At 57.0% G+C, this 12693-nt stretch carries 12 protein-coding genes and 1 tRNA gene; 1 reads left to right on the forward strand and 12 read right to left on the reverse strand.

The window, feature by feature from the left end; translation table 11 throughout:
• Nucleotides 1-288: 288 nt before the first annotated feature.
• From JAO82_RS10750 to JAO82_RS10765, 4 genes are all read right to left on the reverse strand, one after another.
• On the reverse strand, nt 289-1905 hold the full coding sequence (locus tag JAO82_RS10750) for a phage/plasmid primase, P4 family (RefSeq protein ID WP_198686383.1): 1617 nt from the start codon (nt 1903-1905) through the stop codon (nt 289-291).
• Complete coding sequence (locus JAO82_RS10755) at nt 1898-2413, reverse strand: bifunctional DNA primase/polymerase (RefSeq protein WP_198686384.1); 516 nt, start codon at nt 2411-2413, stop codon at nt 1898-1900. Before JAO82_RS10755 ends, JAO82_RS10750 begins: the two co-directional genes overlap by 8 nt.
• Nucleotides 2410-2658 carry a helix-turn-helix transcriptional regulator gene (locus JAO82_RS14475; RefSeq protein WP_408635535.1) on the reverse strand — a complete coding sequence of 83 codons (249 nt, stop codon included), beginning with the start codon at nt 2656-2658 and terminating at the stop codon, nt 2410-2412. The genes JAO82_RS10755 and JAO82_RS14475 overlap by 4 nt, the downstream gene beginning before the upstream one ends.
• Nucleotides 2659-2751: 93 nt before the next feature.
• A complete protein-coding gene (locus tag JAO82_RS10765; RefSeq protein ID WP_198686386.1) occupies nt 2752-3888 on the reverse strand; it encodes a tyrosine-type recombinase/integrase in 1137 nt (378 codons plus the stop codon).
• 104 nt (nt 3889-3992) lie between these two features.
• Between JAO82_RS10765 and JAO82_RS10770 the strand changes: the two genes are divergently transcribed.
• Nucleotides 3993-4076: transfer RNA gene (locus JAO82_RS10770), tRNA-Leu, on the forward strand.
• Here the strand turns inward: JAO82_RS10770 and JAO82_RS10775 are convergent.
• From JAO82_RS10775 to JAO82_RS10810, 8 genes are all read right to left on the reverse strand, one after another.
• Nucleotides 4033-5694, reverse strand: a complete 1662-nt coding sequence (locus tag JAO82_RS10775) for a recombinase family protein (protein WP_332872519.1) — start codon at nt 5692-5694, stop codon at nt 4033-4035. The two genes, JAO82_RS10770 and JAO82_RS10775, sit on opposite strands and share 44 nt — an antisense overlap.
• Nucleotides 5691-6734: a tyrosine-type recombinase/integrase gene (locus JAO82_RS10780; RefSeq protein ID WP_198686387.1), complete on the reverse strand. Its 1044-nt coding sequence runs from the start codon at nt 6732-6734 to the stop codon at nt 5691-5693. The genes JAO82_RS10775 and JAO82_RS10780 overlap by 4 nt, the downstream gene beginning before the upstream one ends.
• Entirely contained in the window at nt 6731-8434 is a 1704-nt protein-coding gene (locus tag JAO82_RS10785; protein ID WP_198686388.1) for a site-specific integrase, read from the reverse strand. The genes JAO82_RS10780 and JAO82_RS10785 overlap by 4 nt, the downstream gene beginning before the upstream one ends.
• 165 nt (nt 8435-8599) lie before the next feature.
• A complete protein-coding gene (locus tag JAO82_RS10790; protein WP_198686389.1) occupies nt 8600-8809 on the reverse strand; it encodes a helix-turn-helix domain-containing protein in 210 nt (69 codons plus the stop codon).
• Nucleotides 8781-8972: a hypothetical protein gene (locus tag JAO82_RS10795; RefSeq protein WP_198686390.1), complete on the reverse strand. Its 192-nt coding sequence runs from the start codon at nt 8970-8972 to the stop codon at nt 8781-8783. The genes JAO82_RS10790 and JAO82_RS10795 overlap by 29 nt, the downstream gene beginning before the upstream one ends.
• Nucleotides 8973-9332: 360 nt before the next feature.
• A complete protein-coding gene (locus JAO82_RS10800; RefSeq protein WP_198686391.1) occupies nt 9333-9827 on the reverse strand; it encodes a VOC family protein in 495 nt (164 codons plus the stop codon).
• Nucleotides 9828-10282: 455 nt separating this feature from the next.
• Nucleotides 10283-11050 carry a hypothetical protein gene (locus JAO82_RS10805; RefSeq protein WP_198686392.1) on the reverse strand — a complete coding sequence of 256 codons (768 nt, stop codon included), beginning with the start codon at nt 11048-11050 and terminating at the stop codon, nt 10283-10285.
• 579 nt (nt 11051-11629) lie between these two features.
• On the reverse strand, nt 11630-12439 hold the full coding sequence (locus JAO82_RS10810; RefSeq protein WP_198686393.1) for a sulfotransferase family protein: 810 nt from the start codon (nt 12437-12439) through the stop codon (nt 11630-11632).
• Between the last annotated feature and the right edge of the window lie 254 nt (nt 12440-12693).

Below are 12693 nucleotides of genomic sequence, written 5' to 3' on the forward strand. Positions count from 1 at the left end.
TGGGCCTTCGCCGCGGATCCTCCAGTTATGGAGAGTCGCTGGGGTTACATTTAGCAAGGCTGCGGCCTGGGGTGAAGACACCAACCACCAGGGGGCGATTAGCGGCCATTTGGTCGGATTCTTAAACAGATTTGATCCTGAAGTTCTAGTCATATTTACCTCGGATTATTTGCCAAAGTTTTTGCTGCAGCAAATACAATACTGGATTTGTGTAGGGCGTGTAGGCTATAACCCTAACTTTTCTATTGTTATTTTTCTCCAAAAAGTTAGGGTATAAGGCTACACTACCTACACTGAGAATGAAGAGCTGCTGTCGCAGCCGCGAATACCTGGCCAGATCAGGCCTTTACTTGTACGCTTTTGTTTAATTCCGGTCCGCTTAACGATCTCTGACCTGAAGATCGGCTGACTGATTGCTTTGATTCCATTTGATTGCGACCAGCGGTGATATTTTCGATACAATGACTTGGCTCCAATTGATCCTTCGGGATCGAGGACGCATTCGTCTTTGAGGAAGGTCTGGATCATGTCCGATGATGCCATATATCGGGCAGCTTCCCGCTTGATGGACTCAGGGACATTAAGGCCATTCTTTTGATAATCTCCCAGCCCTTCGAGCAGGCGATTGAGGATACCACTTCCCTCGGCCCGGAGCTTCGCGGGCAAATCGCGGTCGCAACTATCTTCAGCGACCACCCGGTCGAAATGCATCAAGATTAGACGTCGGCCAAGCGCCTGATCGCCTCCGTCTATGACGGGAAGAGCGTTCGTTGTCATGAACATGACGCACTCCGGCTTGAACTCGAAATGTTCCTTGTATAGTGCGCGGGCGGAGATAATATCGCCACCATTGATGCGCTTCACTAGAGCTGTATCGAGGATCTCGCCTGTCGCAAGCTCGGATGTTGCAACCATCCGGGCTCCTTTTAGGCGGGCGAGATCATTACGGATTCCTGCGTTTTTCTGTCGGATGAAGGTACTCGGTTCTGCGTTGCACGCGTAGTCCCCGAGAACATGCGCAACGATATCAATCAGCGTCGATTTTCCATTTCGACCGGGGCCGTGGAAGATCGCGAAGACCTGTTCCTTGGGATTGCCGAGCAACGAATATCCAAACAGCCGAAGTACAAACTGCTGCACCTCTTGGGAGAGGGTTGACGACAGGAAGGTGTCGAAGACCGGGCATGTAGCGTCTGGTTCGTATGCCACTCCCGCTAGTTTGGTGATGTTGTCACTGGCGCTGTGAGGGCGCAGCGAGAAATCTGAGAGATTCAGTGTACCGTTCAGTAAATTTAACTCTCCGACAGATCGGTCAAAATCGTCGAACGAGCGCATGACATTGGGGTCAGTAGAAAGAAGGTCAAAAACCCTGTTGACCTTCGGCGCTGACAGGAGCTGCTTGGCATTTTTCATTGCATCAATATCACCCGTACTTTTGGCTGCTCCAGCGAGCTCTTCAAGGAAGCACTTGGTTTGTTCTTTTGCATACCCGCCTTTGGGGTCATCCATCCAGCGCGCCCCATCGAAACGCAGCCATCCGGTAGTGGAGGTTTGACAGGACGTACCTGCAATCTTAAGAGCCGCCATTTTTGAAAGGGGAACATCATCATATTCAATTTTCGTCCCGGTCTCATAGTTGGAAATACTGCGGGCGATACCCCAAACTTCATCGTCAGGCAGTGGCTCGTAGGCCGTTGCGTTCAGTGCCGATAAAGCAGAATATATTTGGTCGGCATCGCATCCGTGATGAGCGCGAAGGAAGCCCGCCATACTCGCTAAGGAGTTATTACGCGATCCAACAGACAAGGCTTTTGAAGGAGGCGCGGTTCTGTTCGCTGCGACTGGCTTTTTTGATTTTAGCTTTTCGATTAATTCTGTAGGTACCGAGGGAATTGGGTTAAGCATTTGTATTCTCCCATGTGTAAGAATTTCCGGAGATGTGAGTTGATGGGGGTGCGATCACGTAACCACCGTCGGCACGTACATCGAGGTTCGGCCCAAGCTTCCCGGCATTGCCCCTGATTGGTTGATCTGGCATCTGCATATAGATATGGTAGCCGCCGCTTCCTGTCTGGACGACGGCGTCACGGGGCAGAGGACCAATCTCGGCCTCCAAGCGTTCCAGCGCTGCCTCGCCTTGCTTCTCTTCACCGATATCCACGTCGAGGACGAAGAGATTGGATATTGATCCTGTAGCGATCGCGACGTTGGCGTTTGGCCAATCAGTCCACCACTGCTGAATGGTGTCTGGGTCAGTAGAGGCAGCTTTGAAACCGCCCGCAATCATTGGGTGTTTTCCGGCACTGCTACAAGTTGGATTGCCACAGGTGCATTCGCCTTCTTGGATGCTGTAGGCTGGAAACACAGCGAAACCCTGCTCTGCGTATTTGAGTGCGTAATCAAGAGGGGTCATGCTGTGCCTCCATCAAACGTATGAACCGGCTTGGTCTCGTTGGCTTTGAGCCATGCATCGATTGCAGATTTACGGTAGAGAACGCGACGCCCAACCTTGCAGCGGGCTGGGCCGACGCGCAGGGCATGCCAGCGGCTTAAGGTGCGCTGGGAGACGCCCAATAGGGCGGCAACCTCTGTGGGTTTCATGTGTGAGTTAGGGTTATCCATTAGTTTCTCCGTATGACGACTAATGGACAGATACATAACAGGTTTAGCGAGTCTGACTAGAGTCGACTTCCGGAAATCGCCTTTAGTAACAGTAGGTTAGTTTCGGTAGGTGATCTTCATTTCCCGAAATCACCTATTGACAGAGGAAGTGGCAAAGGAGTTGGCCGCGCGGCGCAGCGGGTCATCCATCAGATGCGCGTAGCGCATGGTTGTCTGGTGCTGCGAGTGGCCAAGCAGCTTGCCTATGGTTTCTAAGGTCTCCCCGCTGGAGACCAAAGTAGACGCGAAAGAGTGGCGGAGGTCGTGAACTCTTAAGTCAGGCATCCCGATTTCATTCCTCAACCAGCGCCAGGGACGATTGATGTCTGGAAGGTGGCTTCCTGTCGACGTGGGGAAAAGATAGCTGCCCTCTGCCGTCTCATGCATCGCCTGCAGGAGGATCAAAGCCTCATTTGAAAGCGGAACTCTTTTGCGTTTCCTGTCTTTGCTTTTATGAGCCGGTCGGTTCCATATCCCAAGTTCTAGGTCGAGGTCTTGCCACTCCAGTCCTAGAATCTCGCCCCGCCGTGCGCCTGTTAAGATCAGCAAGCGTACTGCGTTCGCTGCCTTCTGGTTTGGCATCCGCTCTAGAGCGTCAAACACAAGGTCGTACTCGTCCTTGGTGAGGTACTTTTCACGCGAGTGTTCGGCATTTCTCCGGAAGCCATCTGCGGGGTTCTTTTCGATCCAACCCCAGCGAATAGAGAGGTTGAGGGCCCTCCTAAGCACCTCAAGCACCCGGTTTGCACGGGTAGGGGTCGCTTCGCTAATCTTGGCGTGTAAGCGGTCGCTCTGGCGACTTGTGAGCTCTCTGACCGCGACTCGGCCTAAGTCTGGGAGAATGTAGTTATGCCACATTCCCCGCTGGTCTGTTTGACTTCGAGGCGACAGCGTTGGGAGGTGAAGTTTTTCGTACTCTGACCACAGATCAGCGACGGTTGGGGCCTCTCTGCGCTCGATGCGCTCTTCTAGGGGGTCGATCCCTTGGTCGATTGCCCTACGCAACGACTTAGCCTCTTCCTTGGCGGCGGCAGCGGACCAAGCGGGGAAGTTGCCTATGGTCATGCGTCTTTCACGTTTGTTGATCGTGTAGTTTAAGACAAACGAGCGTGATCCCGCAGCAGTCACACGAAGTGCGAATCCGGTTAGCTCTCCATCGCGGTAGAGTTTGTTACCCTTCGCAGGTGCGTCTGCCTTTCGGGTAAAGGTTTCATTGATTTTTATCATGGTGTGTCCGCCCTGTGTCCGGCAATGTGTAGGCATTTGATGTCACTTAGTGACCCACCATGTCAACTGAAAGGTCGTTAATTTCCTGAAATCAAAGGTAAATATGCATAAATCCTAATGGATCCGGCTATTTGGCACGCAGGCTCATAACCTGAAGGTCGTAGGTTCAAATCCTACTCCCGCAACCACTTTGACCGAACTGAGATCGAAATTCGTGCGAGACCCTTCTTCGGAAGGGTTTTTTGCATTTTGGGCCAGATCAATCATTGCCGTCAGCGCGCCGTCGAGTGTGAGGATGATCTCGCCGTCCTCATGCCTGAGCGTGACGCGTTCAATCAGCCCACGGATGACCTCGAGCTCTTGGGTGCGAATCTCTGGATCGGCCAAGGTGGCGGCCAAATCCTGGACCTTGCGGCGGTAGATCTCGGACAGATTGGGGTGGAGGCGCAACGGCGACGGGGGCGGCGCTGCCAGGTCGCGGTCAAGCTCGGCGATCCGCTGCTCCATCTCTGCCAGTTTGGCTTGCAGGCCCGGTGTGCGGAGCCCCTCGGCAATCGCGTCGTAGAGACCATCAAGTTTGCGGGCAGTAGCGTCCCGCTCAGAGCGCAGACGGGCACGCTTGGCCTCTTGCGCGCTGTTATGGGCGTTTGTGGCTTTGCTATAGGCCGTCATGAAGCTGGCCACCGCATCCGGCTGCATCAAGCGGGTTCGGAGCAGATCGAGAACCGCGCTTTCCAGCACGGGCCGCCGGATCGACTTCTTCTGATCACAGGTGCCCAGTTTGCGCGCCGCCGAGCATGCCAGGTAATCCTTGCCGACCGAGGCGAGGGGGCTGCCGCAGGCGTCGCAATAGGCGAGCCCTGTGAGAAGATGCGGCGCCCGCTTCTTTTCCCAAAACCGTGACGCCTTGATCGCCTGCACACGCGGGCTCGCGTCGATGGCACACTGTCTTTGCTTCACCCGCTCCCAAAGCGCGTCATCCACGATGCGCAGATCCGGAACCTCCTTGATGATCCACTCGGAGGGATCATTGAGGCGGGAGACGCGACGTCCGGTGTCCGGGTCCTTGATGTAGCGCAGCCGGTTCCAGACCAGACGGCCAATATAGAGTTCGTTGTTGAGCAGGCCGGTGCCGCGGGTCCGGTGCCCTCGTATCGCGGTATCTCGCCAGTCTTTGCCGCGCGGCCCGGGAATGCCATCTTGATTGAGGCGCTGTGCGATCGCCTTGGGAGAGCGACCTTCCGCGAACTCATCAAAGACCCGCCGGATGACATGGGCCTGTTCATTGTTGATCCCGCGTTCGCCGGTCACGGGCAGCCCGTCGGCGTCCAGGCGGCGCACGACATCATAGCCGTAACTGTTGCCGCCCCCGGACAGCCCGGCCTCCACGCGCCCCCGAAGGCCGCGCCGGGTCTTGGCCGCAAGATCCTTCAGAAACAGCTGGTTCATCGTGCCCTTGAGGCCGACATGCAGTTCGCCGATCTCGCCTTCCGAGAGGGTCACCACGCCGACATCGGCAAAGGTCAGGCGTTTGTAAATCGCGGCCACGTCGGCCTGATCACGGCTCAGGCGATCCAAGGCCTCGCAGAGGACCAGATCAAAGCGCTGCTCTTGCGCATCCCGGAGCAAAGCCTGAAGACCCGGGCGCAGCATTGAGGCACCCGAGACTGCGCGGTCGGTATACGCATCGACGATTTCCCAGCCTTCACGTTCGGCCTTTTCGCGACACAGGCGGATCTGATCATCGATCGACGCATCGCGCTGCATTTGGCTCGAGAACCGGGCATAGAGGGCAACTCGCATCATCGCTTTTCCTTTTTCATCTGGCTGATCAAGGCCGCATAGTCCCGCCCTGCCTCGATGGTCTGGGCCTGGATGTAATGGCGCTCGGCGGTCTGGAACCCCGAATGCGCCAAAACCGGCGGGATCAGGCGCGCACTTTGGGGCGACAGTCGGGCCAGTGTGGTGGCTGCTGCATCCCGGAACAGATGTGGGGGGATGCGTACACCCGTCAGCCTTAGGGTCACGTCGCCGATCCGGCTGCCGACATGATTCTGATCCAAGATCTCGCCTTTCTTCCCCACCCAGAGAAAGTCATGGGCCATGTTACCACGCGCCAGCAGGGCCGGTCGCACATTTTCGATGTAATGGCGCAAGACCGGCGCGACCTGCGGCGGAACGCTGGTCTCCCACGGCACCCCGGTCTTGGTCATATCTTCAGACAGCGCAATATTGATGTCCCCAGCGCTGACTTGGATCGACTGGCCAAGGCGCATCCCACAGAAGGCCCGGCACCGCATCGGCAGCACGGCGAGGAGCGCGATCATGCAGCCGTCGCGTTGAGCGAGCATCTGTTTCAACCGATTTGAGACAGCCGTGGCGTCGCTCTTGGCAAGGGCGAGCCCGACCTCGAGCAGCACCGCGCTTGACAGCACGCGCCCGCTCTTGCGGGCCCGATCGCCCCGGCCCGCGTCCCGCTTCAACCCAGCACGCAGGCGCAGTTGCAGCGCCCAATCACGGTCCGGTGCAGCCGCGCGCAAGACCCGCAAGACCCCGTCCACGAACATCAGGCGTGACATGGGCTTGGTGTGCGCAAGAGCCTCCAGCCAAGATTGCAGCCGGGGCAGGGTGGCACGTTCCGCAGGCGGCAACGAAAGGGCCTCCGGATCGACAAGGCTGAGCCATTTCAGCCAGCGTCCGTAGTGGGTCTCCAGGATGTCACGAGAGGATTGGCGCAGGTGCGCGAGGCCGCCCCGATCGTCCAGTGGGCCTGCCTCCCTGATCAATCTCTCCCACATCGTGCGATCTGTGCGGGGCCAGTCGGTGCGGGGCAGAACCAAGCTCATGTGCGCCGCCCCTTTTTGGTCTCGATGAGGTCGGCAAAGATCCGGGTCGCGGATTTCACCTCGAGACCGGAATACATGTTGATGGTGTGGCTGACCTCGGAGTGGCCAAGAAGGCGGCGCGCGACCTCATAGCTGCCGGGATTGGCATCGAGCCAGGTCATCACGGCAAAATGGCGAAACAGATGCGCATTGATCTCAAAACCAGTTTCCTTGCGGACCCGTTTGCTGATCCGCGCCGAGAGCTGACCCGGGCTGACTGAGCCCGCGCCATCACGGCGCGGAAACAGCCACGCTGTCCCTGCCGGGCAAAGCTCCGGGCTGCGGCTGGCGAGATGGCGGTCGATCATGCGGATCAATTCTATAGGCAGTTCGAACTCGAGCGGGCGCTCGTTCTTGAGATCATCTTCTGAGAGCACCAGAAACGCCCGGCCGTCGCCGGGGCGCTGGAGATGGAGTTCGAGATGAATACCGGCCAGATTCTTGATACGGATCGGGCAGACGAGCAGGATGGCGATCGCCACTGCGTCCTCGCGCGCCAGAGCCTTGGTGAAGGTGTTGGTCTTTCCCGCCGGCGGGTGGGCGAACAGACGGTCTGGCAGATGCAGCAGGCGTTGAAGGCTTTCCTCGTTTTGCAAGATGCGCAGCCGGTCGCGGTTCTTGCGAGTCATCCCGCGCTGGGGCGCAGGTGCAAGCCGCGCTGCCAAATCGGCCAGTTTTTTCTGTACCTCCTCGGGCTGTCCGGTGATCCGGCCCAGATTGCGCAGCAGCGCAGCGGTTTCGCCGATCAGTTTCGTCGATTTGTTCTCAGTGCGGGTCAGCATCTGGCGCAGGCCGCGCTCTGCGTTTGCAGGCGCCAGCAGCACCGCAATTTCCGTGATCGCGTCAAGCAACAGACCGGCATGGACGAGTTCCGAGGCGAAGCGGATAATCTGGCGACGGTACTGGTTGAGGGTCGCCGGACGCAGCGCCCGCGCCCGGCCCTCGTCGGCCAAGGGGTCTGGATTGGCCAGACGCGCCATCAGGCGCTCAAGGTCCTGCAGAAACGCAGCGGAAAACGCTGCCTCGGGCAGCTTGATGATCTTTTGGCGGCTTTCCAGGGGGTGCGTTGTCTTTGGCCAATCGGGCAGGCGCTGCACGGCCAGGTTCCAGCCATTCACCGCGGCGCGATAGGCCCCATCGGGTGATTTGCTGATTTCATTCTGGGCTAGGGCGTCCCGATAGGCCAAGGCGTGCTCTGCAGTGACCTGATCGGGGCCGATCCCCTGATTGTTCAGAAAATGAACGAAACGGCAGAGGGCGGGTTGCAAGGTCTTGTCCTTTGCGGCCAGCAAGCTGGTCCAGAGGGCCTGCCACTCCGAGGATAGATCCGATAGGTGGTTGCTGCGCCGCTCGACAATCCGGGCATGAACCATCGCGGCCCGAGCATCGCTGACCGCATTTTGCCAAGACTTGGGGCTGAGGCCGAGCGCTGCGGGCGCGCGTTTCGCCAAGCGCGGCTGCAGCCACCGACTGTCGGCGGGCACATTCTGCGGCGCCTGCCCCAACGCTTTGGCAACGCGGCGCAGACCGGACATCAGATCCCGACGCCGGGTTGCGCTCAAGCTCGGATCCTTCGCCAAAAGCGCGATCAAATCCGCAAACATCAGCGTGCCTTTTGGCAGCAGGGCGGTGTCGAGATTGATCTTGGAAATCACAGTCATCGGGCAAATCTCCTATGGCCAGGCGGGGTCTCGGGTGGACAGGGCAGGACAGGGTGTCCGTTTCGGGAATACTCTAGCATGAAAAATCAAAAACTTACGGCGAGCGCCTCTTCCCGATATGTCGCTAAGGTGTTGACATGAATGGACATTGATGGACATCTGTACCTAGCGGCAATGGGCCATCCGGTAGGCTGCGTGCGCCGCCGGATCGATCCGGATCAAACGGCCGCCTGGGCCCACGCGCACCACGTCAAGAAGGCCGGCGGCAATCGCGCGGCGCACGGTTTTCTCGGAGGTGTTGTCGAGCGCTGCCACCTCTTTCACGGTCAGCAGGCGGCGCGACGTCTCAATCGCTTTTTTGGCTTGGCGGGGCATCAAAGCTCTCCTTGGTCACCGGCGCGTCCGCCGCGATTTCCCGTGCTGTCTGGCGGGCGAGCAGATCAACCAGGCGCAAAATTGCGGCGTCAATCTGCGTGTCGGCAGAGTCTTCAGCAGAAGGAAGGGCAGGGACGCGTGTCATGACCTGACCATCGGGCATTGTGCCCCGGCGCACCAAGTGCATCGATTGGACGCGTATGTTGGGGGGCGGATGAGAGCGAAAATCTGTGCCCGTGCGCGCAGATACGATTAAGCTCGCCTGTTCAGCTATCGGATTTTTCAGAGACTCTGCGTTGCCCTGCTCTCGCTGCTATCCGGCGGAGTAATCGAAATGAGCGTGATCGGCGTGTTCTGTTGACGAGCTTTTGTTGATTTGCAGGTCAAATATGCAAGAAACAGTACCCGAGACGGGATGGCGGCTAAGCGCAGGAAGCGGACTTAGCAAAGTTCGGGCCGTTTCCTGACAGCGAACCTTCAAGCCGAGCGCGGCGAGAGACAGTTTTGAGCCAAACCTACATCGCTATGCTGGTTCGTCCTCGCCTCTTCGTGCGGCATCTATCGCAGCGACGTCAATCTTCTTCATTTGCACCATGGCATCAAAAGCACGTTTGGCCTCCGCACCTCCTGCGGTCACAGCCTCGGTGAGGGTGCGGGGAGTGAATTGCCATGAAACTCCCCACTTGTCCTTGCACCAGCCACACATGCTTTCTTCGCCACCGTTGCCCACAATGGCATTCCAATATGCGTCTGTTTCTTCTTGGGAATCCGTAGCGACCTGAAACGAGAATGCTTCTCCGTGCCGAAAATAGGGGCCGCCGTTAACTCCGATACAGGGAATGCCGAGGACGGTGAACTCAACAATTAACACGTCACCAGCCTTGCCTGAAGGGTTGTCGCTCGGCGAATGCTGCACGCGACCGACCCAGCTATTTGGGAAGGTTTCAGCATAGAAGTTCGCCGCCGCCTCCGCGTCTTGGTTGAGCATCAGGCAAATTCTGTTGCTCGGTATCGTCATGGGTTGGCTCCTGAGCGAACGGCGTTAATTCTTGTCAGCATATCACAAAATAGGGGCTTTCCAAAAGTCCGCACTGTCCGCCGCCTACCAATTCGCGGTCTTCGCGGCGAAGGTCAGCTTTTGCAGAATTGAACTAGCAGTAGTGCGGCCGCTTTGGGCTGACAGCCGTCAAACGGCAGATCATTTCCGCACCCCAGAGCCTAAGATTGGGCTGCTGCACCATCGCAAATCTGCAAGAGCGCATCACGGCCAATGACGGGCCTAGGTTCGCCCGATCCTGCGTCGTTCAGCCTCTTGATCAGCCGCTCCTGCTCTGCCCTCGCATCGGCCTTGAAGCGCTGCGAAAGCGGCAACGCAGCCTATACGAGAAAGCTGAAAAGGCCGGTCGCGCCCACACCACAACGTCATTTCAACGTCGCATACGTATTGCCTTACAATGGCTGCCGGCGCCTGCGTCAGGGCAATTCGCCGCGCATTTCCAAACGGGAGCGCACCATTTCTATATCGGCTTTCAGGGTATGAACGCTGGCGACGTGCCCCTTGTGGGAGACCATCCCGATAACGTCTTTTATTAGCGCGATTAAACGCCCGCCCCGTTGGTTTTTCTCGACGGAGCTGTCGGTGGTGTAGGTGATGGGCCAACCTGCATCCAGCGCGACGTAGCAGCAGGATTCCACAACAAGAAGGCGACGGCTGTCTCGTTCCTTACGCCGGTCATCAGGTTGGAGCACGCGACGGGCTTTGTCCAAGCTGATGGTGGTTGTGTTTGGTGGTTCATTGGCAACCGTCTCAGACGCGTCATTGCGTTCTGAATCGCCCAAGTCTTCCACAACAGAAACCACGAGGCCCAGGCTTTTGAACAACGCGTTCGCCTCTGTCGCGTCGAGCGAATTGTCGCCACGGACTTTCGGCAGTCTGCTGCTGTTCAGGCGGCGTTGAACCTTTGAGCGCGTGATTTTGATGAGATTGGCCTCGGTATCAATGTCGAGGCTGTAGCCGACCAGCCGGGAAAGCTCGCGCAGTTGCGTCTCTGAGAGATTGTGACGTTCAGCCAGCGTCGAGACCTGCTGCTCAGAAAATGCGCCGTCGTCTCCATAGTCTGCAAGAATAAAAGGGATCGCCTCCTGGGTGACATGGTCACGATGCGGCAGGATCGAGTAATCGTCAGGGGGGAGCTGCGAGGGGTGGTCTGCGCTGTCTGTCTTTGGATTCTGCTGGGTCACGAATTATCACCTTCCTTACACGTTATCGATGAAAACCCGGATGCTGAGCGAAAGCAAGGCTGCGCGGTGAGGGTGGGCTCACCGGCCGATCCCAATCGATGCACTTGGTCATAAAACAAGAAAATCCAGAAGGTCACATGTGCGCTCCCTTACGCGGAGCGTCGCATGTGTCTTCGGTTTACAGCCGTCACTCCTCCGAGCACGCGCGCTAGCAAAGAGTGATGGCCACGGTCCGCCTGTCAACCGGCCACCAATGGCAGGCAATGATCCGGGGACTTACCCCACCCCGCGCCAGATCGGCTCCTTCTGGACTGGCGCAGAAGCGCGACGACGAAACCCACCGGCGGTTAGTCTGTGTTCGTTTGATTCAGAGACGCAGCCTGGCTGATCGGGGACCGCTCCAGCGTACGGCGGCTGAGGCGGGGCAGGTGAGAAGCCTGCGGGGAAGCGGTTGGCCTCCGAGAAAAGGCGGCGCGTGGATACGGATCTGGAAGCGAAGGGCCTTCCCTGCATGCGGGGGGAAGGAGCGGGGGCCGGCTATTGACCTCTACCATGTAAAAATATCAGAAGGGCGTTACCTCAAGACGAAAGATCATAACCGAAGTGGTTCCAAATCCCTGAACCATATCTCGCGCCCGCATGAGCTTTGATATATTTCTCATTTGTATTGACTAATTCTATATGGCGCTCTTCCAAGGCACTGCATCTTTTACGTGCCTCTAAACCAAGAAAGTGCGCAGTTCTCTCGAGCTCATAATTACTGTCCTTTATTAAATCTTCATAACGGACTATTGTGCAGTCCCTCTCCCTGAAGGCTTTCAAAGCCTGAGAATGGGCCGCGCCCCAGTGCATCATAAGTTCTGGTAGGGAGGATTTTGACCATTTCAAGGTGGCCGCAGCAACAGCCCTTGGATCCCGAGTCATAATAACGAACTGACTTCCAGGAAATACCCTGCGCAGCCAGTCGATTTTTATAAGATTAGGAGGTGACTTTTCGAGAAGGACCTCGCTCTTCCCGACAACAAAATTTTTCCACTCGTCTGTTATTTTATTTCTATGCATATGGAAATCGGTCAGCGCTTCAACATCTTGGTAGGCCTGCTCGCTAAAGGCAAACCGACCGGGGCCCCCATATTCATATGCTGGTTTGTAAACCGATTGCATATGCTGTCCCTCGCTTTCTGGTACACTCGCCCTCAGGTAGGAGACATCAAACTTTGAGGACAAGAGGCGTTCTAGTAATGTCGTCCCGCTACGATGAAGGCCACAAATGAAAATAATTCTATTAATGGTTGGGTGATTATTATATTCGAACTCGGGGAGTCTTAGAGCCGGGTTCCCACATTGATCAGCCTTCCATTTTTTAAGAATCTTCGCGAATAGTGTCACTATAGGCCTCCGAATCGTGGCGTCTGGGGCACACCTACCATAGGTGGTAAGATCCTTTCTAGAATAGATCAGGCGTGCGGGCATCTCTAAAAATACCGGACACCTCTAAAAATTGCCCTGACTTTAACGCGGCGATACAATGTGGCGACGAGCAGGCACTAGGGATACAACAATGGCGCGGGAGGTCGAGATTGACTCTGTTGTGCCGTGAGAGGAGTTCCGTCCGGATCTTGAGCGAGTGTGGCGCAAGCCGG

The sequence above is a fragment of the Pontibaca salina genome (genome assembly GCF_016307205.1).
Lineage (GTDB): Bacteria > Pseudomonadota > Alphaproteobacteria > Rhodobacterales > Rhodobacteraceae > Pontibaca > Pontibaca salina.

Coding starts and splice junctions, on each gene's coding strand:
- JAO82_RS10765 (WP_198686386.1), bottom strand. CDS start 3,888: ATGATAAAAATCAATGAAACCTTTACCCGAAAGGCAGACGCACCTGCG.
- JAO82_RS10780 (WP_198686387.1), bottom strand. CDS start 6,734: ATGAGCTTGGTTCTGCCCCGCACCGACTGGCCCCGCACAGATCGCACG.
- JAO82_RS10800 (WP_198686391.1), bottom strand. CDS start 9,827: ATGACGATACCGAGCAACAGAATTTGCCTGATGCTCAACCAAGACGCG.
- JAO82_RS10750 (WP_198686383.1), bottom strand. CDS start 1,905: ATGCTTAACCCAATTCCCTCGGTACCTACAGAATTAATCGAAAAGCTA.
- JAO82_RS10775 (WP_332872519.1), bottom strand. CDS start 5,694: ATGATGCGAGTTGCCCTCTATGCCCGGTTCTCGAGCCAAATGCAGCGC.
- JAO82_RS14475 (WP_408635535.1), bottom strand. CDS start 2,658: ATGTATCTGTCCATTAGTCGTCATACGGAGAAACTAATGGATAACCCT.
- JAO82_RS10790 (WP_198686389.1), bottom strand. CDS start 8,809: ATGCCCCGCCAAGCCAAAAAAGCGATTGAGACGTCGCGCCGCCTGCTG.
- JAO82_RS10755 (WP_198686384.1), bottom strand. CDS start 2,413: ATGACCCCTCTTGATTACGCACTCAAATACGCAGAGCAGGGTTTCGCT.
- JAO82_RS10785 (WP_198686388.1), bottom strand. CDS start 8,434: ATGACTGTGATTTCCAAGATCAATCTCGACACCGCCCTGCTGCCAAAA.
- JAO82_RS10795 (WP_198686390.1), bottom strand. CDS start 8,972: ATGCCCGATGGTCAGGTCATGACACGCGTCCCTGCCCTTCCTTCTGCT.